22 protein-coding genes and 1 riboswitch are annotated in these 25,560 nt (G+C 41.3%); of the genes, 6 read left to right on the forward strand and 16 right to left on the reverse strand.

Translation table 11 applies throughout. The features are described from left to right. Window positions 1-17 precede the first annotated feature (17 nt). Together ACRWQM_RS15370 and nudF are read right to left on the reverse strand one after the other, a co-directional pair. Entirely contained in the window at window positions 18-449 is a 432-nt protein-coding gene (locus ACRWQM_RS15370) for a DUF1249 domain-containing protein (RefSeq protein WP_434932044.1), read from the reverse strand. A gap of 41 nt (window positions 450-490) precedes the next feature. After that, window positions 491-1,120, reverse strand: coding sequence for an ADP-ribose diphosphatase (nudF, locus tag ACRWQM_RS15375; RefSeq protein WP_434928206.1), 630 nt, complete (start codon window positions 1,118-1,120; stop codon window positions 491-493). A 502-nt stretch (window positions 1,121-1,622) separates the two neighbouring features. Here nudF and tolC point away from each other — a divergent pair. Then, complete coding sequence (tolC, locus tag ACRWQM_RS15380; RefSeq protein WP_434928205.1) at window positions 1,623-2,930, forward strand: outer membrane channel protein TolC; 1,308 nt, start codon at window positions 1,623-1,625, stop codon at window positions 2,928-2,930. A gap of 143 nt (window positions 2,931-3,073) precedes the next feature. On the opposite strand, the gene lysS is transcribed toward tolC, so the two are convergent. Next, window positions 3,074-4,576: a lysine--tRNA ligase gene (gene lysS, locus ACRWQM_RS15385; protein WP_434930542.1), complete on the reverse strand. Its 1,503-nt coding sequence runs from the start codon at window positions 4,574-4,576 to the stop codon at window positions 3,074-3,076. Window positions 4,577-4,588: 12 nt separating this feature from the next. Beyond that, window positions 4,589-5,687 (reverse strand): peptide chain release factor 2 gene (prfB, locus tag ACRWQM_RS15390; RefSeq protein ID WP_434928203.1). Its coding sequence is split into 2 segments (ribosomal slippage): window positions 4,589-5,611 and window positions 5,613-5,687, totalling 1,098 coding nucleotides; the frame shifts between segments, so codons are not numbered across the junction. Between the two features lie 154 nt (window positions 5,688-5,841). Between prfB and ACRWQM_RS15395 the strand changes: the two genes are divergently transcribed. Next, complete coding sequence (locus ACRWQM_RS15395; RefSeq protein ID WP_434930543.1) at window positions 5,842-6,825, forward strand: pentapeptide repeat-containing protein; 984 nt, start codon at window positions 5,842-5,844, stop codon at window positions 6,823-6,825. Between the two features lie 108 nt (window positions 6,826-6,933). Here ACRWQM_RS15395 and chrA read toward each other — a convergent pair whose 3' ends face one another. From chrA to ACRWQM_RS15410, 3 genes are read right to left on the reverse strand one after another with little or no spacing between them, the layout of a single operon-like run. After that, window positions 6,934-8,085 (reverse strand): chromate efflux transporter, encoded by a 1,152-nt coding sequence (gene chrA / locus ACRWQM_RS15400; RefSeq protein ID WP_434930544.1) that lies wholly within the window; start codon window positions 8,083-8,085, stop codon window positions 6,934-6,936. Between the two features lie 54 nt (window positions 8,086-8,139). Continuing rightward, window positions 8,140-9,285, reverse strand: coding sequence for a 23S rRNA (uracil(747)-C(5))-methyltransferase RlmC (rlmC, locus tag ACRWQM_RS15405; RefSeq protein ID WP_434928198.1), 1,146 nt, complete (start codon window positions 9,283-9,285; stop codon window positions 8,140-8,142). Then, entirely contained in the window at window positions 9,275-9,733 is a 459-nt protein-coding gene (locus ACRWQM_RS15410; protein WP_434928196.1) for a MarR family winged helix-turn-helix transcriptional regulator, read from the reverse strand. The genes rlmC and ACRWQM_RS15410 overlap by 11 nt, the downstream gene beginning before the upstream one ends. A gap of 214 nt (window positions 9,734-9,947) precedes the next feature. Here ACRWQM_RS15410 and ACRWQM_RS15415 point away from each other — a divergent pair, with 214 nt between their 5' ends. After that, window positions 9,948-10,136, forward strand: coding sequence for a cytoplasmic protein (locus ACRWQM_RS15415; protein WP_226411312.1), 189 nt, complete (start codon window positions 9,948-9,950; stop codon window positions 10,134-10,136). Window positions 10,137-10,229: 93 nt separating this feature from the next. Then, window positions 10,230-10,898 carry an MliC family protein gene (locus tag ACRWQM_RS15420; RefSeq protein ID WP_434930545.1) on the forward strand — a complete coding sequence of 223 codons (669 nt, stop codon included), beginning with the start codon at window positions 10,230-10,232 and terminating at the stop codon, window positions 10,896-10,898. A 40-nt stretch (window positions 10,899-10,938) separates the two neighbouring features. Here ACRWQM_RS15420 and ACRWQM_RS15425 read toward each other — a convergent pair whose 3' ends face one another. After that, window positions 10,939-11,313, reverse strand: a complete 375-nt coding sequence (locus ACRWQM_RS15425) for an STAS/SEC14 domain-containing protein (RefSeq protein WP_434930546.1) — start codon at window positions 11,311-11,313, stop codon at window positions 10,939-10,941. Between the two features lie 160 nt (window positions 11,314-11,473). After that, window positions 11,474-12,034: a TMEM165/GDT1 family protein gene (locus ACRWQM_RS15430; RefSeq protein ID WP_226411318.1), complete on the reverse strand. Its 561-nt coding sequence runs from the start codon at window positions 12,032-12,034 to the stop codon at window positions 11,474-11,476. A gap of 91 nt (window positions 12,035-12,125) precedes the next feature. Next, window positions 12,126-12,241: riboswitch (yybP-ykoY riboswitch) on the reverse strand. Between the two features lie 241 nt (window positions 12,242-12,482). Here ACRWQM_RS15430 and ACRWQM_RS15435 point away from each other — a divergent pair. Then, on the forward strand, window positions 12,483-13,685 hold the full coding sequence (locus tag ACRWQM_RS15435; RefSeq protein WP_434930547.1) for an aromatic amino acid transport family protein: 1,203 nt from the start codon (window positions 12,483-12,485) through the stop codon (window positions 13,683-13,685). Window positions 13,686-13,920: 235 nt separating this feature from the next. Further along, complete coding sequence (locus tag ACRWQM_RS15440) at window positions 13,921-16,077, forward strand: S46 family peptidase (RefSeq protein WP_434930548.1); 2,157 nt, start codon at window positions 13,921-13,923, stop codon at window positions 16,075-16,077. Here the strand turns inward: ACRWQM_RS15440 and ACRWQM_RS15445 are convergent. The 7 genes from ACRWQM_RS15445 to ACRWQM_RS15475 all read right to left on the reverse strand — a co-directional run bounded on the left by ACRWQM_RS15445 (window position 16,070) and on the right by ACRWQM_RS15475 (window position 25,511). Continuing rightward, on the reverse strand, window positions 16,070-16,792 hold the full coding sequence (locus tag ACRWQM_RS15445) for an RNA pseudouridine synthase (RefSeq protein WP_434930549.1): 723 nt from the start codon (window positions 16,790-16,792) through the stop codon (window positions 16,070-16,072). The two genes, ACRWQM_RS15440 and ACRWQM_RS15445, sit on opposite strands and share 8 nt — an antisense overlap. 6 nt (window positions 16,793-16,798) lie before the next feature. Further along, a complete protein-coding gene (locus ACRWQM_RS15450) occupies window positions 16,799-17,515 on the reverse strand; it encodes a hypothetical protein (protein ID WP_434930550.1) in 717 nt (238 codons plus the stop codon). 112 nt (window positions 17,516-17,627) lie between these two features. Then, window positions 17,628-18,968, reverse strand: coding sequence for a Na+/H+ antiporter NhaC family protein (locus ACRWQM_RS15455; protein WP_434930551.1), 1,341 nt, complete (start codon window positions 18,966-18,968; stop codon window positions 17,628-17,630). 347 nt (window positions 18,969-19,315) lie between these two features. After that, window positions 19,316-22,510, reverse strand: a complete 3,195-nt coding sequence (gene putA, locus ACRWQM_RS15460; protein ID WP_434928931.1) for a bifunctional proline dehydrogenase/L-glutamate gamma-semialdehyde dehydrogenase PutA — start codon at window positions 22,508-22,510, stop codon at window positions 19,316-19,318. A 316-nt stretch (window positions 22,511-22,826) separates the two neighbouring features. Continuing rightward, on the reverse strand, window positions 22,827-23,405 hold the full coding sequence (locus ACRWQM_RS15465) for a TIGR04211 family SH3 domain-containing protein (RefSeq protein ID WP_434930552.1): 579 nt from the start codon (window positions 23,403-23,405) through the stop codon (window positions 22,827-22,829). 132 nt (window positions 23,406-23,537) lie between these two features. Continuing rightward, the gene (locus tag ACRWQM_RS15470) at window positions 23,538-24,806 is read right to left on the reverse strand and encodes an inorganic phosphate transporter (protein ID WP_434930553.1); all 1,269 of its coding nucleotides are present in this window, start codon (window positions 24,804-24,806) and stop codon (window positions 23,538-23,540) included. A 24-nt stretch (window positions 24,807-24,830) separates the two neighbouring features. Then, the gene (locus ACRWQM_RS15475; RefSeq protein ID WP_434930554.1) at window positions 24,831-25,511 is read right to left on the reverse strand and encodes a TIGR00153 family protein; all 681 of its coding nucleotides are present in this window, start codon (window positions 25,509-25,511) and stop codon (window positions 24,831-24,833) included. Window positions 25,512-25,560 lie beyond the last annotated feature (49 nt).

The following is a 25,560-nucleotide window of genomic DNA, read 5'->3' on the forward strand; positions in this document are numbered from 1 at the left end:
AGTTTTCAAGCAAGTCACTAAAAAGTAATGCTGTGACAACCTATCTTAAGTAGTTCTTCTAAAAATGCATTCACTTGAAATTTTTCATCTGCCTGATGCATGTGTATATTAGGATAATCATATACCGGTTTAAAACTAAAAATCTGTTGGCTAGTTAACACTTCTGCTAATTGAGCATCATGATATATTCTCACCACCACTTTCGGGGATGATACAAATAAGCTATGGGGTAAACTTCGCGAGATCTCAACTAATTGGGTATATCGAGTGTTTTCAATCAATGTAATAGCCAGTGAACCAAACTCACCTTCAACTACCCAAGATATGTCGGTTTCAATCACGTCTGGCAACCATTTTAAAATCAGCGCATAATTTCGCCCGCACAATGCTAAAAAAGCACTTACATTGGGTTGATATCTACTCTTATCTTGCGAACTTAGCTGTGCCAATTGATTCACTTCACCTCAAATATGTAACCAGTTGTTTTAACCTAATCCACTTGATTCAGATATTGCTGATAATTCAACATTAACCACTGTATACCCAGAACCGTTGATGCATTATCTATTCGACCGGACTTCACCCAATCATAAGCTTGCTCACGGCTAACCACATGAACTTTAATGTCTTCATTTTCGCTATCAAGTCCATGAATGCCGTTTGCTTGGCTAGCATCGACTCGCCCAAGGTACATGTAAAAACGCTCGCTTGTACCGCCGGGGCTAACAAGATAACTATTGATATAATCAATATGACTAGCGACTAAGCCTGACTCTTCAAATAACTCTCTTGTCGCAACTTGCTCTGGTTTTTCGCCGGGCTCGATCATACCTGCCACAAGCTCAAGAAGCCAGATTGATTTAGTCGTTGCTAATGCAGGCACGCGTAACTGTTCGATTAATACGACTTGATCTCGAATTGGATCATATGGCAATACCACAACGGCATTGCCGCGCTCAAATACTTCTCGAGTGACTTCACCACTCCAGCCACCTGCAAACAACTTATGTTTAAAGCGATATTCGTCTAACCGAAAAAAACCTTGGTAGAGCACTCGCTTAGACAAGAGTTCAAAGTCATTGTCGGCATCAAAATTTACTGTCGGTATTGTATTTTTCATAAAAAACCCAATGTTAAATGGATATATGGTTAAGAAAGTATTCACCGCATAATAAGATGAAATGAATTGAATTATTGTTGAGGTTGCCTAGTGTGAAATAAAATCTGTTACACTTCAAAGTTGACTTAAATCGATAAGTTTTTAATAGTCGAATAAGTAGCATTTTACGTCTATTGAATAAAAGCTCACTTTGGCCAACTATAAGATACTTAAGCTTAGAAAAAAATCACTTTTTGTAAGTGATATTGCACAAATGCAAATACGTTAAGACACCGTCATTTGTTATGCTTTTTCTAAACTAATAGTGTTTACAAAATTTAAGCTTTATCGCAATCGCGTTTAAAATGGCGATAAGGCTGCCAGTATTTGCCACTTTAATCATTTGATTAAGTGTACTGAAATCGACCTATCCCGGCTAATGCCATCAATAATAGATAGGTTTAATAATTAGTTCGTTATATCTTTAACTACAATATTTAAGCATTGTCTAAAAGGGCAGAAAATGAAATTCAAAATGGGTACTCTATACGCAGCGTTATCGTTTGCAGTGTTCGCGCCAACTGTACAAGCTGACGATTTAATGCAAATTTATCAACAAGCTCTCACCAGCGATCCTGTTGTATTGCAAGCACAAGCTCAGCGTGATGCATTATACGAGAGCATTGAAGAAAACCGCGCTCCTTTACTGCCAACAATCAGCGCAACTGTCGGTTATTCCAAAGCATGGAATAAGTATGAAGGTGAACCAAGAGTTGAACCGGCTGGACTTACCGGTGGTGTAAAACTAAGCCAGTTAATATACGATCACAGTGCATGGGTTGGTTTAGACCTTGCTGAAATGGCTGCATCGCAAGCCGATGCGTCTTATGCATCAGCTCTTCAGTCTCTTATCATTCGCGTGACTAATGCTTATTTCAACGTATTAACAGCTAAAGATAACTTTGAATTCCAAGGCGCTGAAAAAGCGGCTATCGAACGCCAACTTGAACAGACTAAACAGCGCTTTGCTGTGGGGTTAACTGCGATTACTGACGTACATGAAGCTCAGGCACAATACGATTTAGCTTCTGCACAAGAGATTTTAGCTGAGAACACGTTAGCCAATAGTTATGAAGCTCTGCGTGAAATCACAGGTATCGACCATAAATCAATTAACATTCTCGACACCAACCGCTTTTCAGCGGGCACTCCAGCACCTGCTAGCTCTAGCGACTGGTTAAAAATGGCAGAAACAAGCAGCTTATCATTACTTGCACAGCGTATTGGTAAAGACATTGCTAGTGAGACAATTAAGCTTTATCAAGCTGGTCATATGCCGACCCTAAATTTTGATGCGGGTTACACTAAAGGACTTGATCAACAACCTACACCTGACTATGACAACGCTAATATTGGTATTACTTTACGTGTACCTATCTTCGAAGGCTTCAAAGTTTCTTCACAGGTTAAGAAAGCACAATATCAATATGTTGAAGCCAGTGAAAAACTAGAACAAACTCATCGTGGTGTCGTTAAAGATGTGCGTAACAACTTTAACAACGTCAATGCTTCTATTAGTTCGATCAGAGCATATGAGCAATCAGTGGTCTCGTCTGAAAGTGCACTAAAAGCAACTCAAGCCGGTTTTGAAGTCGGTACCCGTACTATTGTTGATGTATTAAATCGTACCCGTGACTTGTACGATTCAAAGCGTAAATTGTCTGATGCACGCTATGGTTACATCAATTCAATCGTAGCACTAAAGCAAGCTGCAGGCACCTTGAATGAAGATGATGTTATTGCGATTAACAATGGCTTAATTAGCCAATAATCGTAATATCGTTCGCTTAATAAAAATGGCCCATCAAGGGCCATTTTTATTATTCATAATTTGATTAGGTGACCTTACTAAACATAAAAAACCAGCCTATTGGCTGGTTTTTCTATGTAAGCTTTGAACACTTATTACAGAGATTAGCCCTGTGGGCGCATCGCTGGGAATAAAATCACATCACGAATGGTATGGGTGTTAGTAAATAACATCACCAAACGGTCGATACCAATACCCTGACCCGCTGTAGGCGGTAAACCGTGCTCTAGTGCTGTAATATAGTCAGCATCATAGAACATTGCTTCATCATCACCGGCATCTTTAGCATCAACCTGTGCTTTAAAGCGGCTGTCCTGGTCTTCTGCATCGTTAAGCTCAGAGAAACCGTTAGCGACTTCACGACCGCCAATAAAGAACTCGAAACGGTCAGTAATAAAATGATTGTCATCATTACGACGCGCTAATGGTGAAATGTCCGCTGGATAACCAGTAATGAACGTAGGTTGCATTAGCTGAGTTTCGGCGGTTTCGCCAAAGATTTCTTCTAACAATTGACCACAAGTCCAGAACTTCTCAATTTTCATTCCAATGCTTTTGGCAAGGGTACGCATAAATTCAACGTCTTTAACTTCTTCATAGGTCATTGACTGAATGGTTGCGTTGTCTGGATTGTATTTCTTAATCGCATCTAACATGCTTAAACGTGCGTAAGGGCCACCAAAATCAACAGTATGCTCGCCGTATGGAAGTTGTGGAGAACCACAAAGTTCAGTCGCGATAGAGCTTAGCATTTCTTCGGTTAAGTCCATAAGGTCATTGAAATCAGCGTATGCCATATAGAATTCCATCATAGTGAATTCTGGATTATGACGTGGCGATAAACCTTCGTTACGGAAGTTACGGTTAATTTCGAATACTCGCTCAAAACCACCTACCACTAAACGCTTAAGGTAAAGCTCAGGCGCAATACGTAAATACATAGGCATATCTAACGCATTATGGTGCGTGGCAAAAGGACGTGCTGAAGCGCCACCTGGAATGCTGTGCATCATTGGTGTTTCAACTTCCATGAACTCTTTTTTGATCATGAAATTACGAATAGCTGAAACCACTTTAGAACGCATAATAAAAGCATTACGTGAATCTTCATTGACGATCAAATCAACGTAACGTTGACGATAACGTGTTTCTTGATCCGTTAAACCGTGGAATTTTTCAGGTAATGGACGCAATGCTTTAGTCAGTAACTGATACTGTTCCATGTTGACATATAAGTCGCCTTTACCTGACAGGTGAAGTTGACCGGTAACACCAATAATGTCACCAATATCTAAACCCTGAAACGTCTCTTTCAAATCTTTTTGAACATCTTTACCCGCATAAGCCTGGATACGACCGCTCACATCTTGAATCACTAAAAAAGGACCGCGCTTAGCCATAACACGACCAGCGATAGAGCGTTGAATGCCCATGCCTTCTAGTTCTTCTTTGGTGTGGTGACCGAACTCAGCTTCAATATCGGCAGCCTTATGTTTTCGATCGAAGTTGTTTGGGTGACCATTTGCTGGGCAATTCGTGCGGATGTGATCCAATTTTGCACGACGTTCTGCAATTAACTTATTTTCATCTTGAGTGTGTTCAGTCATCTTCTTCTCTCGTTAAAGGCCAGATTTAAGGCTAGCTTCAATAAACTTGTCCAAATCGCCATCTAAAACGGTTTGGGTATTTCGGTTTTCAACACCGGTACGTAAATCTTTAATGCGGGAGTCATCTAAAACGTATGAACGAATTTGACTGCCCCAACCAATATCAGACTTAGCGTCTTCAGCGGCTTGCTTATCAGCATTTTGCTTATACATTTCCAACTCGTACAACTTGGCTTTTAATTGTTTAAAAGCGGAGTCACGGTTTTTATGCTGTGAGCGGTCATTTTGACACTGCACCACAGTATTGGTTGGAATATGGGTAATACGTACTGCAGAATCCGTTTTGTTAACGTGCTGACCACCCGCACCTGATGCACGGTAAGTATCAATACGTAAATCAGAAGGATTAATATCAATTTCAATATCATCTTCAATTTCAGGGTACACAAATACCGAGCAAAAAGAAGTATGACGCTTACCTGATGAATCAAAAGGCGACTTACGCACTAAACGGTGTACACCCGTTTCAGTTCGCATCCAGCCAAACGCATATTCCCCGGTAAACTTAATGGTAGCGCCTTTAATACCGGCCACATCCCCAGCGGTAACTTCAATCAATTCTGGGCTAAAGTTATGCGCTTCGCCCCAGCGTAAATACATACGCAGTACCATATTGGCCCAATCTTGTGCTTCTGTTCCACCTGAACCTGATTGAATATCAAGATAACAGCTTGCAGCATCATTTTTGCCAGCAAACATACGGCGAAACTCTAGATCTGCTAGACGCTTTTCAAGTTCGGCAATTTCGTTACTGGCATCATTAAAGGTTTCTTCATCGTCTTCTTCAATGGCTAATTCCAATAACCCAGCGACATCTTCAAGGCCAGAATCCATATCATCAATGGTTTTTACAACCGCTTCAAGGGCTGAACGCTCTTTCCCTAACGCCTGGGCACGCTCAGGTTCACTCCATACTTCTGAACTTGCAAGCTCTTGGCTAACCTCTTCTAAACGCTCACTTTTAGCAGCGTAGTCAAAGGTACCCCCTAAGAAGTTCTGTGCGCTCGGCCAGCTCCTTAATTTTGAATTTTACCGGATTAACTTCAAACATGAATTTTCAACTTAAAAAATAGCGGTTAACAAAAGGTTTAACGGCGTATTTTACCCCATGCGCGGCACTAAACCTAGACCGAAGTGGGGTTAATTAAGTCGAATATATTTCAACTGAATTTATCAAGATTTTATAGCTTAGCTATACTGTAATAATGAACTCAGATAACCCAACTTGTTGCTACCACGAAGATGAAGGATTTTCCTGCCATGAAGCTGCAGAGCCTTCAGGTCTTTGTTACTGGCATGACCCACGCATTATTAAAAACAAGCCTGACGACAAAGCTAGGCTTGAAGCTTTTGCTCGTAGCGGAGGAATGCTTCGCGGCATTAGTTTAAAGCGGGCAAATTTAACGGGTGTTGACTTAGTTAAACATCATGCAAAAACAGGTTTTGATATGAGTCATGCAGAGCTATATCGAGCTAACCTTCAAGGCGCACATATGTTCAATGTCAACCTTGAACAAGCTAGCTTAATGAAGGCCGATTTACGTGATGCCAATATGCATTGCGCCAACCTAACCAACACCAATCTATTAGGCGTAAAATGGAAAGGTGCCAAAATTGAAAACATTTATACGGGAACGAAAATCAAGCAAGAACGTATGGCTCGTAAAGCAGATAGGTTGGGAGAAATAGAAATTGCCTTGGATTATTACCAACAGTCTGAAGAGATATATCGTGACTTACGTAAAGCTGCCGATCGTGAAGGCTTATTTGCCATGGCCGGACATTTTATGCGTAACGAGCTCATAATGCGACGACATCAGATGCCTAAGTGGTCATCAAAACGCATGATATCTAAGTCAATTGATCTATTGTGTGGTTATGGTGAAGCCCCGCTTCGAGTGATAGGGTTTTCTATGGCACTGATTGCAATCTGTGCAATGTGTTTCTTTTTCACCGGTCTTAGCTATGGTGAACAAATCCATCAATTCAACTTCGACAATAGCATTAGCCAAAACATTAAGCTGCTTCTAAACTGCATTTACTATTCAGTTGTTACCTTTACCACCTTAGGTTATGGCGACTTTACACCCATTGGCTACTCCAAATTGGTTGCGGCAATCGAGGCCTTTACGGGTAGCTTTACGATTGCATTATTCGTCGTGGTATTTGTAAAAAAAATGAATCGTTAATCATTGGCAGGCTTAAGGCTACCTTTCCCAACACGCTTGCCATGACAAACACTGAACCACGTTCTACTGTAGTAATAAAAGCGTGATAAAACGGATATAAATGCTAGGTTACAACAAGCTTAACAGTGCGCCAAAAGCTGCAAAGCCGGCAACAAGCAACACGATATTAGGCTTAAATATTTTTAATACTCCAAAGCCAATTACCACCAATGCCATATCGAGTGAACTCGCCACACCACTACTAAAAACAGGCTGATACAAGGCGGCAAACAGTAACCCTACCACTGCGGCATTCACCCCAGCTAATCCACCAGCGATAACCGGACGTTGACTAATGGCTCCCCAGCTATTTAATGCCACTAACATCAATAAAAATCCGGGGATGAAAATAGCGATGGTGGCGACAAGTGCACCTAAAATGGGTGATTCTTGCCAAATATCAGCCCCAAGAAACGTCGCCAGAGTAAACATAGGCCCAGGTACAGCCTGTGCTAGCGCATAGCCGGTTAAAAACCTATCTTGGGTAACGAGATCGCCAACATTAGCCTCAAGTAGCGGCAGTACAACATGGCCACCACCAAACACTAAACTGCCAACTTGATAAAACTGTCCAAAAATTTGCCCAAGACTATCGGGCTGAGACGCTAAAAAGTAAGAAGCAATTAACCCTAAAACAAAAATAGCTAACCACAGTAAATTCAACTTTATTTCAGGTGTATCAGGGGAAGTATTTTCACCGCGAGTCAGAACTAAAGCACCAATAATAGCCGCAACAATTAATACCACGATTTGTGTTAATAATGCCGGAAATAATAAAATACACGCGACAGTGGCTACCATTAAACATTGCGCCGTTTTACGTTGGCAAAATTGCTTAAACATACCCAGAGTAGCATCAGCGACTACAACAACAGCAAGTAATTTTAAACCGTGAATAGCACCTGCAACCAAGTCCAATTGCAACCAACTGGCAGTAGATATAGCAAATAGAAATAACAGTAAAAATGAAGGCAGTGTAAAACCTAAAAATGCTGCAAATGCCCCGGGCAATCCACCTTTATGATAACCAATCGCAAAGCCAACTTGGCTTGAACCTGGCCCTGGCATAAACTGGCTCAATGCGACAAAACTGGCGTATTGCTTATCATCCAGCCAATTTAAATCTTGTACAAAGGTTTTTCTAAAATAGCCAATATGTGCTGCTGGGCCACCGAAACTAATTAATCCTAATGCTAAAAAGCGACTAAAAATTTGCCACATGCTGAGTTCCTAATATTCTTATATCGATTTAGTTTATGACACTATTATGAACACTTAATGACAAAGAGAGTTCTTTTCTAACATCACCAGCACTTCATAGTGGTCGGTATGTGGAAACATATCAAACAACTGCACCTTGGTAATTTTATATCCTGATATCATCGCCAAATCTTTCACTAAACTGATTGGGTTACAACTCGAATAAACTATCGCTTTAGGTGAAAATGCGCTTAATGACTGACAAAGCGACTCGCCTATTCCGCGCCTTGGCGGATTAACAATAATCAAATCAGGTTTATCATTTGCTGCGATCCCATTAGCAAAATCGGTAGAATCCAGCGCCCTAAAGCTGATGTCCTCTAGACCCATTTCTGCGGCAGACATCTTGGCACACTCGATCGCTTCGGCCTCAATTTCAATCCCAGTTAACCGAATTTTGCCACTTGCACAATGCAGTCCGAATCCACCCACCCCACAAAATAAATCCCAAATATGTTGTGGATTAAATGCAGCTACCCACTCTCGAGCGGTTTGATAAAGTTGCTCAGCTACCTGTGGATTGGTTTGAAAAAAACTTTTAGGACGAATATATAAAGGCACATCATTAAAGCGATCAGCAAGACGGGTTTGATCGGTTAAAAATATTTCTTGATCGCCCTCTAAAATCGCCATATGAACAGGTTGAATATTAACCGACACTAAACTGATTTTAGGAAATTCAGCCTGTAACTGAGGTAGTTCTCGCTTAATTCGTGAAATTGCCTGTTCACTGTTCAGCACAAAGCGCAGCATAAATTCACCAGAGATATAACTTCTGGTGAGCAGAATAAATTTAAGCTCACCTTTACTTTTATCGACTCGATAAGGCGGAATTCCCGCTTGTTGCACAAACAATTGCAATCTATGCAATAGCTGCCGCATATCTTCAGGATACAGTTGGCAATCGCATAAACTAATGGGCTGCCCCTGGGGATCGACAATACCTAAAATAGGTTGATGTGCTGCACCTAACACCACCATTTTAGCTTTATTGCGAAAACGATTTTCTTGGCTTGCAATAGGCTCAAGCCATTGCTCAACAGGCAATTGGCCAAAAAACTGCTGTAGTTTGGTCATTTTATGCTGTAACTGTTCTGACATAGGGATTTGAATATCACGACAGGATAAACAATGACCTTTTTCAAAAAACTCACACTTCACAACTTGATGCCTTATCAGAATTAAGTACTTTTAACGCGTTATCACATAAACTTTTAAGCTGCTGAAGTTGTGCCAGATCGCCACCCACTTTACAACGCATCATTTCAGGGACTGATTCAGCTTGTTGGCGAAGCATTTGGCCTTGTTCGGTAAGGTGTAATACTCTAACTCGCTCATCTTCTTCACTACGTCCTCGTATTACTAACTTTTTTACTTCTAAGCGCTTAAGTAAGGGGGTTAACGTACCTGAGTCTAAATGCAATCGCTCACCCAAGGTTTTAACGCTTATGCCCGCCTCTTTCCACAACACTAACATGACTAAATACTGCGGATATGTCAGTGATAACTCATCAAGCAAAGGCCGATAAGCACGGATCATCGCATTAGTGACGCTATATAATGAAAAACACACCTGATTTTCAAGTGCTAATGGGTTGGCTGATGGCATAAATATTCCCTTTAAAATTTGCTCAAGTATAACATATTCTAGTTGTGCACAATCTATAATATTTGCCAACAACAGAGAATACTTTGCCAAGAATTTATTATATTTTGCTAAGGAAGCATATTAATCCGATATCTTTGCTACAGTATTCAATACGCCTGCCGATATACAAATAGACAGAATACAAAAACCATTATTTAATAAAAGTGAGGTTTATATGACAATTTCGGTAAACGCTCCAAGCAACATGCCAGCAAATATTGATTCAGGCCATAGCTTGAAAGCCGCTGTTATGGCGAAGGATCAGCAAAAAGTGGAAGGTCAAATGGCACTGCAACTTATTGAAGCAGCAGCGCCTCCTGCACCTGTTGGCAATGCAGGTCACAATATTAATACGACTGCCTAAATTTTTACTGTGTAATTAGCTATCTTAAATTGCGACACCTTAGTGATTACGTCATTATGGTCTGTCATGAATAATGGATAGAGAAATACATTGATGAAAAATTTATCGGCTTTGGCTGCTATTGGGTTAACTGCGGTTGGTTTAACTGTGATTGGTTTAACTCCAATTCCGCAGAGCTACGCCGCTACATCTGTGGCTCAAGCGCCTAGCTTTGAGTGCAATAAAGCACGCGGGTCTATTGAGAAGCTTATTTGCCAATCTGATGAATTAGCCCTTCTGGATATTCAGTTACAGCCCCTTTTCAGCCAATTAGTCTCACAAGTAGATGGGCAGCAAGTTAACCAGATTAAAGCTGAGCAAAGAGGCTGGATTAAAGGCCGTAATGATTGCTGGAAAGCCAATAACCCAACAGAATGTACCAAACTCAATTACCAATCTCGCATCACTGAGCTACAAATTCTAGCAGGCGCTGTAGAGGTGCCAAGTGCAACTTATTATCAATGTAGTGATGATCCACAAGACAAATTAACAGCCTATTTTTATAACAATACCGTCATCCCCGCCGCAGTATTCAGCTACAGTCAGGCGAAAAAAAAATCTAGCGTGCCTCCAGCAAATTTATCCCAATTAGGACTATTAACTCGAACAGCTTCTGGCGCTAAATACCAGGCGCAAAATACTAGCCTATGGACTCATCAACAACAGGCGACGATTGAACAAATTAATCAGCCGCCAATAAGCTGTAAGTTAATAGTCGAGTAAATAGATAACATGGCAGTCTAAAGCAATCAAATAAGAGTGGTTAATTTTGCAACCACTCAAAAGCTTGACGTTTGTCGTTGAAAGACATCATCTCACCGTTAATGAACCATCCCCCCACTTTTGCAGCTAACCCTTGCCAATTTTGGTCACCAAAAATAGCCACTTTATTAAAACTGGTGCGGTGTTTAACTCCAAGCTTTAAGTCATCCCAAGCGGCCTGTAACTCCCAGCCCTCAAGTTCGCTTATATCCACAAACATGTTCATCTTAGGCTTAGCAACTTGCGCTAATGCATCATCCAGTATCGGAGTAATAATTTGATAGTCTTCATGGGTGAGCTTACCCACCACCTTCATAATGATAAAAAAGTGCTGTTGATGACGCTCAATTCCTATTGTGATCCCATGTCTTTGCATAGCTCAACCTCTACATTTATTTTCAATGGTTAATCTAGGTTGAAGTAAAGCTAAGTTAAGCTAACCCCAACCCGATTATCAACTGACTATAATTTAAGCACTCTTAAGCAATAGATAACGCCGATTAGCGCACACTTAATAGAATTGGCTTTTGTAACTATCACACGCCATACAATAGAGTGACTACGCCGAGCACCACAAATAAAGCTGCACAAGTTCTGTGGATCATTTTCATCGGTAATTTATCAGCACTAAAATGACCCAGTAATACCACTGGCACATTGGCTATTAACATCCCTAATGTAGTGCCTATTACCACCATGGCAAGTGCATCATATTTAGCCGCTAATACGACTGTGGCAATTTGAGTTTTATCACCCATCTCGGCAATAAAGAACAAAATGAAGGTAGCCATAAACGCGCCTAGTTTATAAAAGCTATTATCATCCTCATCCATTTTATCGGGTATCAGAACCCATAGGGCAATAGCAAAAAATGACAATGCAACGGCATAGCTAGCCCATTGAGGATCAAGCCAGCTAATAGCAAACTGTCCGACCCAAGCCGCGACAAAATGATTGAGTAGTGTTGCCAACAAAATACCTAGAACAATGGCTGATTTATTGCGAAAACGAGCCGCTAACAATAATGCTAACAGTTGAGTTTTATCGCCAATTTCAGCAATAGCCACGGTAAAGGTTGAAGTAAGAAGTGCTTCCAAGGGAAAATCCTAGCGTTATTAGAGGGCATATAAACCAAGCACAAGCAACAGCAAGCCCTCTAAGCTACTGTTACCGTACTAGGTCTTGCTTAACAAAGGGCTTCTTTGTTGTTTATACCATGGCAATATGGCCAATTATGTTGATATAAACGCCAAAAGTTATTGATGGCAACAACTTAAAGCTAGCTACTCCCCTAAAACGAGGGCTGCAATATAACCCAAACTTAAAAGGCATACAACATCATAATGCCCTTCTTCTCATTTCCTAATTCCCAAGCCAGCTAATGAATGCACAATACAAATATTGGCTTTGATGTTGGCGGGCTAAATGTTATGTAATTGTTTCTACACAGTGCAAAAAGTCTTTAAACGACTAAGTTTCTTGCTTGAGCTGTTTGCCTTCTGCTAATGTCGCTTGCAATAAAACAATAACTATATGGACGCGTTCGTGAATTTTAAAACACTTGGATCTATTTCGATAGTCGCTGGTACTGCTATTGGTGGTGGCATGCTTGCATTACCTTTAGCCACTGCGGCACTGGGGATCGTCCCAGCTATCTTGCTGCTCATTGTCATTTGGGGCATCTCTGCATACACCTCTTTACTCATGTTAGAAATCAATTTACGTACCGGTGTAGGCGATAATGTCCATGCCATTACCGGTAAAACATTAGGTAAGGTAGGGCAATTAATTCAAGGTGGATCGTTTTTAAGTTTATTATTCGCCTTAACCATGGTGTATTTAATGGGTGGCTCCTCCCTACTGGAAACCCGCTTAGCCCCATTAGGTCTTAACTTAAGTAATCAAGCAGCAGTGCTATTATTCACCGTCATTTTTGGTGGCATTATTGCTGTAGGTGTTAGCTGGATAGATAAAGTCTCTCGAGTGCTGTTTACCGCCATGGTGGTATTATTGGTATTAGTGGTCGCCTTTTTACTGCCAGATGTTAATTTAGCTGTTGCATTGACTAACACAATGAGTGAAGTCGCTCAAGGCAATGAGTTAACTCACTTATGGCTAGCTGCTATTCCTGTGGTGTTTACCTCATTTGGTTTCCATGTGTGTATTGCCACGATTGTGCGCTATCTTGATGGTGATGCGATATCACTGCGTAAAGTACTGTTAATTGGCTCTACAATTCCATTAGTTTGCTACATTTTATGGTTATTGGTCACACTAGGTACGCTAGGTGGCTCAACAGTTCATCAACTTGGAGGCTCATTGCCTAAACTGGTAATGGCACTACAAGGGTTAGTTGAGTCACAAATTGTCAGCCAATTTATTGATATTTTTGCCAACCTCGCACTCATCACTTCATTTTTAGGCGTCACCATGAGTCTGTTTGATTATGTGGCTGAACTGACTCGTGCTCGAAGTGATGTCGCTGGCCGTATTCAAACCTGGTTAATTACCTTTATTCCGCCATTATTATGTGCTTTATTCTATCCAGATGGCTTCTTTCAAGTATTAGGTTTTGCGGCTATTCCTTTAGTTGTGATGATCATATTTTTACCGATCGTGATGGCACTAAAGCAGCGGCCTCAGAACTTAGGTGGTTATCAAGTGATGGGTGGCATGCCGGCACTGATAATAGCAGGTATTATCGGGGTCTTAATTGTGATTGCACAGTTAATGGTCGCATTGGGTTAATGGATAGCTAACAGAATTAAATTTAGTTTGTAACTGGTTTTTTCTGACGCTGTTAACCTGTTACAAGTTTTGTTAAAGTCAGGCCTAGGCCTGACTTTTTTGTGGGTCAATATAGTCGTTTAAACATCACGCTAAATATCTAAAATAATAAATACACTAATGTATATTCGGTTTATTTCACATACTGCCAAACCCCTTGAGCATGTGATTACTTTATCAAAATGGACTTATAACAATGAAAACATGGTTACTTACAGCGGCGATTGCTGCCAGTTTTACTGCCCAAGCCGATGAAGGCATGTGGCAGCCACACCAGTTACCCGCCATGGCTGACATGCTCAAAGAAAAAGGCTTAGAAATAGATGCGAAATCAATTTCTAAACTCACTGAATTCCCTATGAATGCGGTCATTAGTTTAGGAGGTTGTACTGCATCCTTTGTGTCACCAAAAGGCTTAGTTGTTACTAACCATCACTGTGCTTATGGTGCAATTCAGTACAACTCAACCCCAGAAAAAAATCTATTAAAAGATGGCTTCTTAGCCAAAACATATAAAGAAGAGTTACCGGCAACACCAGGGTCGCGCGTTTATGTTACCGAAGCGGTAACCGATGTAACCGATAAAGTTAAAAAAGGCCAAATGGATAAAGTAGGCAACGACTTTTACACCGGTATCGAACAACAAGAAAAGGCCTTAGTGGCTGAATGTGAGAAAGAAGACGGTTACCATTGTCAGGTTTACAGCTTCCATGGCGGCTTAGAATATTATCTCGTTAAGCAGCTCGAAATTCGTGATGTCCGTTTAACCTATAACCCAGCTGGTAGTGTCGGTAAATATGGTGGCGATATCGATAACTGGATGTGGCCTCGTCATACTGGTGACTTCTCATTTTATCGCGCTTATGTAGGCAAAGATGGCAAGCCAGCGGACTTCCATGCAGACAACGTCCCGTATGAGCCAAAAAGTTTCTTAAAAGTGTCAGCTAAAGGCGTTAGTGATGGCGACTTTGTGATGGTCGCAGGCTATCCGGGTAGCACTAATCGTTACCGCACTGCAAACGAGGTTGAAAATCAATTCGAATGGGCTTATCCAGAAGGTAAGATTCTGCGTGAACGCATGATTGAAATCATCAAAGACACTGCAGCAGAAGGCACAGATGATCGCATTAAGTATGAAAGCTTAATTGCTGGACTAGCAAACTATGCTAAAAACTTTGCCTCCATGATTGAGTTCTACGGCAAAATGCCTATGTTAGATGATCGCAAAAAGGTAGAAAGCGACCTAGCATCATGGATTAATACTGACTCGGCGCGCCAGGAAAAATATGGTAAAACCTTAGTTGAATTAGATAAATTAGTCACTAAAAGCCAACAAAACCAGCAGCGTGATACCTTATTAGGCTACATTACCTACACAACTATGCTGACAACAGCGCGTGATTTATATCGTTTAGCTAACGAAAAAACACTACCTGACATGGAGCGTGAACCAGGTTATCAAGAGCGTGATATAGCCAATTTCACCTCAAGTATGGAACGTATTGATCGTCGCTATGCAGCTAGAGTCGACAAGGCATTGTTAATAGAAATGTTAACGCGTTACGCCAACCTACCAGCAGAACAGCGCTTACCAGCATTTGATAAAGCCTTCAATATTGGCAACAAGTTCGACGCTAAGAAGCTGAATAAAACCGTAGATAAGATGTTTGCTAAAACAAAATTAGCTGATCAAGCTACCCGTTTAGCATGGATGGATAAGTCGGTTGCAGATTTTAAAAAGTCTAACGACCCCTTCATTCAGTTTGCCGTCAGTACCTATGATGAAAGCATGAAGCTAGAGCAGGCACAGAAGCAATTATCGGGTGACCTAATGAAAGTACGTCCACAGTTTATGGACGCTATCATTGCTTATAATCGTGAGCTTGGTAAACCCGTTTATGCTGACGCCAACTCAAGCTTACGAGTTTCCGTAGGTAATGTGAAAGGTTATACACCACAAGATGGTTTGGTGGCAGTACCATTTACACGCTTAGAAGGCATCTTAGCTAAAGATACAGGCATGGACCCATTTGATGCGCCCGCTAAGCAACTCGAGTTAATCAAACAAAAACAATATGGTGACTACTATGTCAAAGCCATTGATTCTGTTCCAGTTAACTTTTTATCAACCTTAGATACGACTGGCGGTAACTCTGGCTCACCAACACTAAATGGCCGCGCTGAATTAGTCGGTTTACTATTTGATGGTGTGTATGAAAGTATTATTGGTGATTGGGGCTACGATGCCAATAAAAACCGTTCAATCCAGGTTGATAGCCGCTACATGTTATGGATTATGGAGCATGTTGATCACGCCGATAATCTATTAGCAGAAATGGAAATCGTTAAGTAACGCCTATTGGCTGCATTAACATGCTTAATTCGGCGGCCGTTAACGGTCGCCGTTTGGTTTCTGGCAAATCACCTAATTCTACCTCCCCTATCGCGACTCGCTTTAAATCAATCACCCGATAGCCTAGTGCTTGACACATTTTACGGATCTGTCGGTTTAATCCCTGGGTCAATACTATTTCGAATTGTACCGAAGCCAAAGACTTTACTAGGCACGCTCGAGTCGTGACGTTTTGACTGGCTTGTTGATAGGTCACGCCCGCTGCCATTTTCGTCAAAAACAGCTCATCAAAAGGTTTATCAACACTGACATGATAGGTTTTTGAATGATGAAAATCAGGATGCATTAATCGCTGGGTTAATTGACCATCATTGGTGAGCAATAAAAGCCCTCGGGAATCTTTGTCTAATCGCCCTGCAGGATACAATCTTGGCCCTTCAGGTAAATGATGCAGTAAACTACTAGGGTCGCTTTCAATTAAACGACAATCGACTCCTACAGGCTTATGGTATAGCCAATAGACTTTATCTTCAGGCTTAAGAACTTTTACACCGTCGACACGAATATCATCAATAAAATCAGTATCAATAACCGTTGAATGTAAAGCTAAACAGCCATTAATAGTGACTCGACTAGCCTCAATAATTCTTGAACATTGACGCCTTGAGGCGATGCCGCAAAGGGCAAGGTAATGGGCTAAACGATATTGTGTCATACCGGTTTATGCTGGCACAACGTGACGTGATAATGACTGTTGTACAACTATATGTTGGCGTATGCTTAATCCAAGGCATACACACCATAAAATATTCGTTTGAGTTAACAACCACATACTAGACGACACCCAACAGAAATGACTGCCATTATCATCGCAGGAAGGGAAATCAAGTAAATGCCAATCTAATAAACGAATTAAGTTAACGGACGTGACTATTGCCACTATCGATAATCCAAACACCACTCGAGTCATGGTACTTTTGGGTTTAAAGTAATCAGCGAAACATAAGCAATGCAAGACTAGCGAACCAACTAAGTACAAGGTTGAAACTTTACGATGTAACTCTAAGAAGTTAATTGGAAACATCCCCATCAGCGCAATACTCAAGCCAACAATACCCCCTACAACGGCAATTCCTCGGCTTAAGACATCCGAAAAAGTAAAATAGATAGCCAAAGTGCCTAACAAGAAACATACACCAGCAGCAAGCAAAGACAGGTTAAACACCACAGCTAAAGGAGAATTCATATAATCCCCTAAAATATCAGGACGAATAGTAAAGATGCTGGTTTGCATTTGTTGTACTTGTGCAAATAATGCAGACGAGACGCCAATACTGGCAATAATTGCCGCAGCTAATGACATAAAGACAATCACTAGATGTAAGTCGTAATTTGTATGCTGTTTATTCAAGGCGATCAGGTATGAGAAATAAGACAATCGAGCTTACCTGTATCTTTAAAAAAGTAAAAGCCCTAAACACGGTTTAGGGCTTACTGGTACTAATGCTAATACAGTCAGCAGATGGTATATTTAAATCAATATTGATAGATTATGCACGCTTTCGAAATATCACAATAATGACCGCAACAACCGCCAAAATCATACAATACCAGGCATTCGATACCGCCGTTAATGGGCTAATAGTAAACACTGATGCTATTAATAATGCTTGAGCCCCATGGGGGATCAACCCCTGAATAATACAGGCAAAAATATCCATTACACTGGCAGCTCGCTTAGGGCTAACGCCGTGTTTTTCTGCTAAGTCTTTAGCGATATCGCCAGTCACCACAATGGAAACCGTATTATTTGCCACGCAGGTATTTGTTGCCGCAACAATACTCGCTATGCCTAATTCAGCTGCGCGTGGTGACGTATCGCCCGCAGACTTAGAAAAACGGCTAATTAGCCCTTCGACCTTATCATTCACAAAGGCCAAGCCACCCTGCTGTTGCATCAGTGCCGCTAAACCTCCTACCAACATAGAAAGAATGAAGATTTCTTGCATATTGGTAAAGCCAGTATAAATATCATTGCCAAATTGGATGACATTGTAATCTGCAGCTAATATCCCTGTCAGGCCAGCCAGTAAAATACCTAAGGTTAGCACCACAAATACATTCAACCCTGAAACGGCCAAAATCAATATGGTTAAATACGGTAATACTTTTATAAATTCAATTTGTTGTGGGGCAATAGTAGCCTGTCCTTGGCCTGCAAATGAAAAAGCAACAAGCGTTAAAATTGAGGCTGGAATAGCAAAGACTAAATTTTCGCGAAACTTATCTTTCATATCACATCCCTGAGTGCGAGTCGCAGCGATAGTCGTATCCGAAATAATGGATAAATTATCACCAAACAATGCCCCAGACATTACCGCACCCGCCATTAATGCGTATTCAATTTGTGCTTGGTCTGCCACACCCAAAGCGACAGGCGCCACTGCCGCTATAGTGCCCATTGACGTGCCCATAGCAGTAGCAATAAATGCCGCTATCATAAAGAAACCGGGTAATAATAAGTCAGCAGGAATCAGCGATAAACCTAAAGCAACTGTAGCATCAACACCACCGGTTGCCTTCGCAACAGAAGCAAATGCACCCGCCAGTAAATAAATTAAACACATGGCGATAATATTGCTATGGCCAATGCCCTCAATGAAGGTTTCAATCGCGTTGTTGATTTTTTGTTTAGACAGCAGCAATGCCAACATTATGGCAGGTAAAATAGCAATCACACTCGGCAGTTGATAAAAAGCATAATCAACACCTTGGCTTTGAAAGTACACTCCAGCGCCAATAAATAGTCCTAGAAAAACAAATAAAGGCAACAAAGCAATAAAGGATGCCGTTGGCGAACTGTTACTTGTGGTGGGTTTAGTCAAAGTCATCTCTCTTTTTCTATATTTTTAGGCTTGTGACGGAAAAGCAATATTCATCTGAGTGAATACTAGGATTACATCCTACACATCCTAATCATCTGCGCCAAGAATAAGAGAAGTTATTTCAAATTGCAACATAGACGTCTAGACTTCTTTCCTTCCAGTCGGTTTTTTACAAAAATAGCTCAATCATTAAACAAAACACCACTAATCTAGCCAATCATATAACAAAAATACCATCCCGCTCTCATACCGACTCTGCAATAGAGTCTGTCTCAACTGCGTTGATAAAACGGGATAAACAATAATGCCCGCAATTGCGGGCATTATTTTAACTAACACTAAGCGATTAATACTTATTCGTCAGAGTCACCTAACGATAACAATGTCGCATTACCACCAATAGCGGTAATATTATTGGTGCGGGTTTTCTCGGTAACAAAACGGGTTAAATAGTGTGGGCCGCCCGCTTTAGGACCCGTGCCAGATAAACCTTGACCACCAAATGGTTGTACACCGACTACTGCGCCAATTTGGTTGCGGTTAATGTACACATTACCCACATTCACTTTATCAGCAAGATTTAAAGCATGACCTTCGTTACGGCTATGAATACCTAAGGTTAATCCATAACCCGTACTATTAATTTCATCGATAACCTTACCTAAATCAGCCGCTTTGAAACGGATAACATGCAGGATTGGGCCAAAATGCTCTTTGTCTAACACTTTAATCGAATCAATCTCTACCGCTGTCGGGGCAACAAAGTGACCATTTTCAGTCCCAGCAGGTAACGCTAGTTGGTTAATTAATTTACCCACTTGCTTAATATGATCAATATGGGCATTTAAGTTCGCTTTAGCCGCCGCATCAATTACCGGGCCCACATCTGTTTTCACAGAACTTGGGTTGCCAATGGTTAATTGCTCCATTGCGCCTTTCATCACTTCAATTACGCGATCGGCAACATCATGTTGTACATATAGTACTCGTAATGCTGAACAACGCTGACCGGCACTGGTGAAAGAGGCAGACACAATATCATTAACCACTTGCTCAGGTTGTGAAGTTGAATCCACCACCATCGCATTTTGGCCACCGGTTTCGGCAATTAACGGAATAATTGCACCATCACGGTTTGCTAAAGTACGGTTAATTAGCTTAGCCGTACCGGTAGAACCAGTAAAACATACACCACCAATACGCTCGTCAGCGGTTAATACAGCCCCTACTGTCGCGCCAGTACCTGGTAGGAATTGCAACACGTCGGTAGGAATACCCGCTTCATGCGCTAACTGAACCGCGCGATAACCCACTAGGCAAGTTTGCTCAGCAGGTTTAGCAATAACGGTATTACCCGCAGCTAATGCCGCACTTGCTTGACCTAAGAATATCGCTAATGGGAAGTTCCAAGGGCTGATACACACAAATATACCGCGGCCTTGTAAAAACAACTCATTCAACTCACCTGTTGGGCCAGGAAGCAATTCTGGCTTAGCCATCATTTTCTTCGCTTGCACCGCGTAATAGCGACAAAAGTCAACGGCTTCACGGACTTCATCAATGCCGTCTTGGATACTCTTACCCGCTTCACGGGTACAAAGTGCAATTAACTCTTCACGATTTTCTTCTAATAAGTCAGCCAGTTTTTGCAATGCAGTGGCACGGATTTCAACTGGAGTACGTGACCAGCGAGCAAAAGCACTCTCAGCTGATGCAATAGCAGTTTCAATCGCTTGGCTATCAGCAAAAGCCACTTTACCGACCATTTTAGTGGTATCAAATGGGCTAACTACGTCTCGCATTTCACCGGTTAAGGTTTTGCCATTAACCAATGGGCCTGCTTGCCATTGTGTTTGAGCATATTTCTCGATTGCCGCAAAAAATGGCTCAGACTCTGAAATAATATTCATATTTAATCCTTTAGAATTTTTACGCTCAACGCCGAAGATATCCGCCGGTTTAACAATCTTATGATTGGTAAAGCTCTTATAGCCTTTTAGTGTCACCAAAGGGTGTACCACTAAAGACTCGATTGGGGTTTTCGGGTCAACCAACTTATGTACAAACGATGTATTGGCACCGTTCTCTAATAAGCGGCGCACTAAGTAGGGTAGTAAATCTCTGTGGGCACCAATTGGTGCATAAATACGGACAGCTTTTGCACCGCTTTCAGCAAGCATAGTGTCATAAAGCTCTTGTCCCATACCGTGTAAACGTTGGAACTCGTATAGGCGATCACCCGCCATAGCATCTATGCTAGCGACCGTTTGTGCATTATGGGTAGCAAACTGTGGGTAAATGTTACCGCGAGTTGATTCGGATAATAAAAAACGTGCACAGGCTAGATATGATACATCGGTACCCGCTTTACGCGTATACAGCGGATAACCCGCCTCACCCGCTTGTTGAGCCCATTTAAGCTCGCTGTCCCAATAGGCGCCTTTAACCAGGCGCAACGGAATTTCATCACCTTGATCTTTAGCAAGGCGGTTAATCCAACATAACACCGGTAAACAACGCTTAGAATAAGCCTGAACAACAATACCGAGTAAGCCCCAGCCCTTTGCTTCTTGTGATTGATACAGCTTTTTGAATAAAGCTAAAGATAACTCTAAACGATCAACTTCTTCAGCATCAATTGAAATACCAATATTTAGCTGGCGAGCTTGGACTATTAACTTAATAACGGTGTCATATAATTCAGTCAATACGCGGTCGATATTGGCCACTTCATAACGCGGGTGCAACGCTGAAAGTTTGATTGAAATAGTCGGTCTTGGCGCGTCAGTTTCATCGTATGCCTGCGCACCGAGATCGCGAATAGCATGACTGTAATCGGTAAAATATTTTTGTGCATCTTTAGCGGTTAACGCAGCTTCACCCAACATGTCATAACTGTGGGTATAGCCCATTTCACGTTTGTCTTCGCTATTCTTTAATGCTTCTTTAACATTGCGACCAAGCACAAACTGTTTACCCATAATCTTCATCGCAGCAAGCATAGCTTGGCGGATCACAGGCTCACCTAAACGGTTAACTAGACGATTAATCAAATGGCTTGGAGTACCATCTATTTTACGATCTAACTTAACGATTTTACCCGTCAGCATTAATCCCCAAGTAGAGGCATTAACCAGTACAGAGCTACTTTTACTGATATGTGCATCCCACTTAGCACCTGATAACTTATCATCGATCAATGCATCGGCTGTGTCAGCATCTGGAATGCGTAATAAGGCCTCGGCAAGACACATTAAAATAATGCCTTCTTGGGTTTCTAAGCTATATTGCTGTAAAAAAGCATCAACACCAACCATCAAGCCTTTCTTTTCAAATTGGCGAACTTTAGTCACCAATTCATGTGCTCGACGAGTCACCTGCTGAATTTCTTCATCGGATGAGGGCACCAGCGTAATTAACTCTGCTAGATACTGTTCTTCATCAACAATGTAATTGTCAGTAACTGCTTTAAACAATTCTTCGAGAGTGGCGTTGTCATAGCGACCGCCCAGTACTTCACTCGCTTTGAACATCATAATCGCTTCCATCATGGTCAGTTGAAGGAGGGTAAAAACCAATGGGTGTGACGTACATTACAGCATTTTATTTTGTATACAATGTACGATTCGGGCGAGTATACAATCAAAATGTGATCAAGAACACTCTCTATTAGTCCATAAACTCGCTTCGGTGCACATAAAATGTAGCAGAAGGTTTACCTGTTTAATATTAGCTAACTTAATGATAATGTCAGGAACAAAATCTACTTATAATTATCAGTACCTTACAGTGCTAAAAAACAAAAAAGGCTAACACATGATATGTTAGCCTTTCTGTTTGAAAATTTGATATATTGTCGACTAATTACATCCACCGACTCTTTTTACGCAGCTGAGGACGGGGTAAATACACTAAAATGATCCCAATTAGCGCACCAATACCAGCAATAATGCCACCTTGTTGCCACATCTGATATTGTTGATCTTGTTTAGTCGTATCTACTTTAGCTTGGGCGGTATCTCGTTCAGCTAAGGCTTTTTCTAAGGCAACTTGAAGCTCTGTCACTTTTTGCTTGGCTAACTCGAAGTCTTGACTAACATTATCGGTTCCCAATGAGATTTGATTAAGTTGCTCATTAACCTTAATAAGCTCTTGCTCAACCAGCGGAAAACGCTCTCTTAAACTAGGTTGTTCGGTAACAAACGCACTACGAACCCAGCCCTCACGGCCTTTATTATCGATAATTTGAGCATACTCACCTTCAGTTTTACCTAAAAACTGAATAGGTTGACCCGCTTCTACACTACCAATAATACGAAAATCAGTGCCTGGTCCACCGTGAATATAGGTAAACACATCATCTGAAATATAATGTGAAGACGTTTGAGCATTAACGCTCAACGACAACAATAACAAAGCAAAAAAATTAATGACTTTCAACACAGCCTTTTCCCTAACGCTATTAAATAGCAATCATGTTATTTATGTAATCCCATTAATGCTATTTACTTAATCCCATTAATGCAAGAAGGAAGTCATAGGACTTCCTTCTTAAGTCGAGATTAACTTCTATTATTAACTAAAGATACTTTTAATTATGTAGAAGAACACGATAGATAGGCCTGCACCTGCTGGTAAAGTCACTACCCAAGATATTACGATGTTACGAACCACACCGATATTGATTGCAGCAATACCACGCGCCATTCCCACACCCAACACTGCACCCACTAAGGTTTGTGTTGTAGAAATAGGTAAACCTGTTCCTGAAGCAAGTACAACCGTTGAAGCTGCAGCTAACTCAGCAGCAAAGCCACGACTCGGTGTTAAATGAGTAATGTTTTTACCGATAGTTTGCATTACGCGTTGGCCAAATATCGCCAAACCTAACACAATACCGACAGCACCTAGCGGAAGGATCCACCATGCTAAAACAGCTTCAGAACCAATGACACCGCCACTTTCAACAACTGATACCACAGCCGCTAATGGGCCAATAGCATTAGCTACATCGTTTGAACCGTGGGCAAATGCCATACAACACGCTGTAACAACCATCAAAATCGCGAACACTTTTTCAACATTGCCAAATTGTGTTTGACGGTCTGCTTTTTCACTCATTTTTAAGCGAGAAATGGCCACTTTACCCAAAAGACCAACAGCAACTGCGATAACTGTTGCTAGCATGTAAGCTTCTAAAGTAGAGAAATGTAACCCAACATGTTTTAAGCCTTTAGTAATAGTCACAAGTGACATCACAAAGCCTGCCAGCGCCATATAAAAAGGCACATAACGTTTGGCATTACCTAATGGGTCTTCGGTATCAAAAATCAGTTTTTGCACACTTTGGAAAATGGTATAAGCAATAAAACCTGAAATAGCCGGAGTTACGACCCAAGAACCTACAATTCCAACTACCTTACCCCAAGCAACTGCATCAACATTGACACCTACCGCAGCAAAACCAATGATAGCGCCGATAATTGAGTGAGTGGTCGATACAGGCCAGCCTAAAGCTGACGCGACAACTAACCAAATACCCGCTGCAAGCAATGAACCAATCATACCGTAAACGAGATACTCAGGCTTATCAGTAAAGTAAGCAGCATCAATAATACCGTTTCGAATTGTACTGGTGACTTCTCCACCTGCCAAAAAGGCGCCAGAAAATTCAAAAATCATTGCGATAATAATCGCTTGTTTAATCGTAATGGCATTAGAACCTACAGAAGTTCCCATGGCATTGGCAACATCATTTGCACCAATACCCCACGCCATCAGAAAACCAAATATGGCCGCAAGCGCGATTAGCGTCGGGCCGTTGGTGATTAATACATCAACCATGTCTTTTCCTTGATAACCTTGTGATTAGTTACGAGCTAACATAACCTCTAGACGGGAACCTACACGTTCAGCAATATCAGCTAAACCACCCACCCACTCGATAATTTTGTATAAGAACATTACATCAACTGGATTCAATTCTGATTCAACAGCATACAGTTGACGGCGAACCTGGATTTGAAGATCATCTGAATCTTCTTCAATTTTATCCAATTCGTTGATCATATTGGCAACCAACTTCACTTCACGACCACGAAAACCCGTTTCGAGTAAGTCATCAAGTTCATTAATTGCTTGTTTTGCTAACGCAACAGCATCAAGGCAACGCTTAAGGTAAGCATTGAACGACTCTTGTACTGGTTTAGGGAGGACTAATTGACGCCCGATGATACGGCCAGAAATGTCTTTTGCTGTGTTGGCGATTTTGTCTTGCTGAGTTAATAACTCAAGTAAGTCAGTACGCTCAACCGGCATAAACAAGCCACCGGGCAGAGTTAAGCGGATTTCTCGCTTTAACGAATCAGCATCTTTTTCAAGCATACTAATTTGTTTGCGAATTTTAACCGCTTCATCCCAATCTCCTGCCATTGTGGCGTCAAAGAAAGGAACAAGAAGTGCAGCACATTCATGAACTTTATCGATATGCTGTTCTAAAGGCTTTAAAGGTGATTTTGCAAATACACCTAAAATAGAGTTTACTGGCATTGCCGTTTACCTATTTAATTAATTCCAACTTGGAAAAGCGGGCGCATAC

Source organism: Shewanella sp. HL-SH5 (assembly GCF_051163755.1).
In the GTDB taxonomy this organism is placed as follows: domain Bacteria; phylum Pseudomonadota; class Gammaproteobacteria; order Enterobacterales; family Shewanellaceae; genus Shewanella; species Shewanella glacialimarina.

What these genes read in the sequence shown, in the direction of transcription:
- nudF (WP_434928206.1), bottom strand. Translation starts at nt 1,120, where the DNA reads ATGAAAAATACAATACCGACAGTAAATTTTGATGCCGACAATGACTTT.
- tolC (WP_434928205.1), top strand. Translation starts at nt 1,623, where the DNA reads ATGAAATTCAAAATGGGTACTCTATACGCAGCGTTATCGTTTGCAGTG.
- lysS (WP_434930542.1), bottom strand. Translation starts at nt 4,576, where the DNA reads ATGACTGAACACACTCAAGATGAAAATAAGTTAATTGCAGAACGTCGT.
- ACRWQM_RS15395 (WP_434930543.1), top strand. Translation starts at nt 5,842, where the DNA reads ATGAACTCAGATAACCCAACTTGTTGCTACCACGAAGATGAAGGATTT.
- chrA (WP_434930544.1), bottom strand. Translation starts at nt 8,085, where the DNA reads ATGTGGCAAATTTTTAGTCGCTTTTTAGCATTAGGATTAATTAGTTTC.
- ACRWQM_RS15410 (WP_434928196.1), bottom strand. Translation starts at nt 9,733, where the DNA reads ATGCCATCAGCCAACCCATTAGCACTTGAAAATCAGGTGTGTTTTTCA.
- ACRWQM_RS15415 (WP_226411312.1), top strand. Translation starts at nt 9,948, where the DNA reads ATGACAATTTCGGTAAACGCTCCAAGCAACATGCCAGCAAATATTGAT.
- ACRWQM_RS15420 (WP_434930545.1), top strand. Translation starts at nt 10,230, where the DNA reads ATGAAAAATTTATCGGCTTTGGCTGCTATTGGGTTAACTGCGGTTGGT.
- ACRWQM_RS15425 (WP_434930546.1), bottom strand. Translation starts at nt 11,313, where the DNA reads ATGCAAAGACATGGGATCACAATAGGAATTGAGCGTCATCAACAGCAC.
- ACRWQM_RS15440 (WP_434930548.1), top strand. Translation starts at nt 13,921, where the DNA reads ATGAAAACATGGTTACTTACAGCGGCGATTGCTGCCAGTTTTACTGCC.
- ACRWQM_RS15445 (WP_434930549.1), bottom strand. Translation starts at nt 16,792, where the DNA reads ATGACACAATATCGTTTAGCCCATTACCTTGCCCTTTGCGGCATCGCC.
- ACRWQM_RS15455 (WP_434930551.1), bottom strand. Translation starts at nt 18,968, where the DNA reads ATGACTTTGACTAAACCCACCACAAGTAACAGTTCGCCAACGGCATCC.
- putA (WP_434928931.1), bottom strand. Translation starts at nt 22,510, where the DNA reads ATGGAAGCGATTATGATGTTCAAAGCGAGTGAAGTACTGGGCGGTCGC.
- ACRWQM_RS15470 (WP_434930553.1), bottom strand. Translation starts at nt 24,806, where the DNA reads ATGGTTGATGTATTAATCACCAACGGCCCGACGCTAATCGCGCTTGCG.
- ACRWQM_RS15475 (WP_434930554.1), bottom strand. Translation starts at nt 25,511, where the DNA reads ATGCCAGTAAACTCTATTTTAGGTGTATTTGCAAAATCACCTTTAAAG.